General features: G+C 60.8%; 1 protein-coding gene. It reads left to right on the forward strand.

Going from position 1 to position 2,459, the window contains the following annotated elements; all coding sequences use genetic code 11:
• Positions 1–142 precede the first annotated feature (142 nt).
• A complete protein-coding gene (locus IV500_RS21100; protein WP_196398782.1) occupies positions 143–2,437 on the forward strand; it encodes a helix-turn-helix domain-containing protein in 2,295 nt (764 codons plus the stop codon).
• Positions 2,438–2,459 lie beyond the last annotated feature (22 nt).

The following is a 2,459-nucleotide window of genomic DNA, read 5'->3' on the forward strand; positions in this document are numbered from 1 at the left end:
CTCAGGACTCCGGATATAGCGGCTGACTGGTTTGGCGGTTCCTTGATTTCCCGGGGTTTCCAGTGGCTTGGTGGCTGTTAATTTTGCTCATTTTCCGATATAATTAACTGAAGAAGATGATTCGGACTGAAGGGGTGGGAAGATGGCTGTCATGACCGCCCAGCCGCCATTGCCCATATCGATGGTCGCTGCTGCCAGGCCGGTGGGCTTGGCCGTATCACTGGCGGAGGGTCCTGATGGCGGTGAGGTCTATATTCGCGGGCAGCTGACTTTTTCCTGGGACGCCCCCGATGTGGCTGCGCGCCGGTGGGTGGCGGTCAAACTGACGGACTTGCGGGCCGCATCGGTCGCGGACGTCGCAGCGGCTTTCTCGGTATCGGCCGGGACGTTATGGTTGTGGGGCCAACTGCTGGCCGAGGGCGGGGTTGCGGCCCTGGCACCGGAGAAGAGAGGCCCGAAGGGCCCGTCCCGGCTCAGTGGGGACGTTGTGAGACGGATCGTTCAACTGCGGGCGACGGGTATGTCACACCAGGCGGTCGGTGACGCGGTGGGCGTGTCTGAATTCAGTGTCCGCCGCGCCCTCAAAACAGCCACCACCCATGCAGTCGGGACTACGCAGGAATCCCAAGAGGCACCGGAGCTCTCCGTAACGGCACCGACCAGCGACCAGGGGCCCACTCAGCCGGAGCTGCCGGTATTGCCAGTGGCGGTGCCGCGTGCCGGGGAACGCTCCGCAGCACGGGCCGGGTTGCTGGCAGAAGCACCCCCGCTGTTCGCACCTGCCGCGAAGGTCCCTCATGCTGGCTTGTGCTTGGCCCTGCCCGCACTGGAAACCACGGGCCTGCTCGCGTGTGCGAAGGACGTCTTTGGTGCCTTGCCGGATGGCTTCTACGGACTGAACAGCATCTTGGTTGATGGGGTGTTGCGGGCGTTGGCCGGGGAATCCCGGACCGAGGGCGCCACCCGCTTCAACCCGGAGGAACTCGGGCGAGTGTTGGGGTTGGATCGTGCCCCGGAAGTAAAAACCATCCGCCGCCGGATCAAACAACTCGCCGACACTGGTAAGGCTCAGGACTTGATCGCAGCCCTGGCCGCCCACCACTTGAACGGCACGGGCCCTGCTGGTGAGAACCTGGCCGCGATCCTCTACGTTGACGGGCATGTCCGCGCCTATCAAGGCACGAAGAGAATCGGCAAACTCTACTCCACCCGGCTCAAGTTCCCCGTCCCGGCAACGGAGGAAACCTGGGTCACCGACGCCCACGGCTCCCCAGTGTTTGTCGTCATGGCCGAACCCGGGGCGTCCCTGGCCGGTGAACTCCGTAATCTCCTGCCCGAACTACGTAAAGCGGTGGGTGACGACCGGCGTGTGCTCGTCGGCTTCGATCGTGGTGGCTGGTCACCAGCCTTGTTCAAACACATGGATGAGAATGGTTTTGATGTGTTGACCTGGCGCAAAGGCACCACCGCCGACATTGATGAGTCAAAGTTCACCGAGGTCTCCCATAATGATGAACACGGGGAAACCCGCACCTGGAGTGTCGCGGACACGATCGTTGACCTGGTACTGCCCACGACGAAGAAAACCGGGGAAATGTACCCGATGCGCCAGCTCAGCCGTATCGTTCCCGCCAAGGGCAAGGGCGGTGGAACACGGCAGATCCACATCCTCACCACCGACCGCACACTGCCCGCCGGGGAAGCGGTATGGCGTATGGGCAACAGGTGGCGGCAGGAAAACCAATTCCGCTACGCACGCATGCACTTCGATCTTGACTCCCACGATTCTTACGCCAGCAGTGACGATGATGCAAAGCGGTTGGTGCCGAATCCGGCGAAGAATGCGTCGTATCAAAAAGTCCTCACCGCCAGGAAACACCATGCCGAAGTTGCCGCGGAGGTTGACGCGGAACTGACCGCCCTGCGAACCCCACCACCGGGACAGAAGGAGTTGAAAGTCGTGCTGACCAGCACCATGCACAACACCATCACGAAGCCGTTGTGGAAAGCCGAGCAAGACTTGCTAGCGGCCGAGAAGGCACATAAGAAGATCCCTGCGAAAATCATGCTCGGGAAACTATCCCCCGGCCAGCAAGTCCTGGATACCGAGGTCAAGCTGATCCACACCGGGATACGCATGGCCGCCTACAACACAGCCATGACCATCGCCAGGGAAATCCGCACCAACACCGGCTATGCCAAAGCCGGCAATGAAGCCCACGCGCTCATGCGTCAAATGTTCAACCAGTCCGGCGACATCGACCCCACCGTTCCAGGATTCCTCACGATCCGACTCGATCCACTGCCCACCCAAGCGAAAACCGATGCCATCATCGAGCTCTGCAACCACCTCACCACCACCAAAACCCGCTATCCCGGCACCAATCTCATCCTGCGTTATCAAGTCAAAGACAAAGCATCATCTCGAAAAAATTAACTCGCTATATCCGGAGTCCTGA

This window comes from Arthrobacter terrae (assembly GCF_015708085.1).
GTDB lineage: Bacteria > Actinomycetota > Actinomycetes > Actinomycetales > Micrococcaceae > Arthrobacter_M > Arthrobacter_M terrae.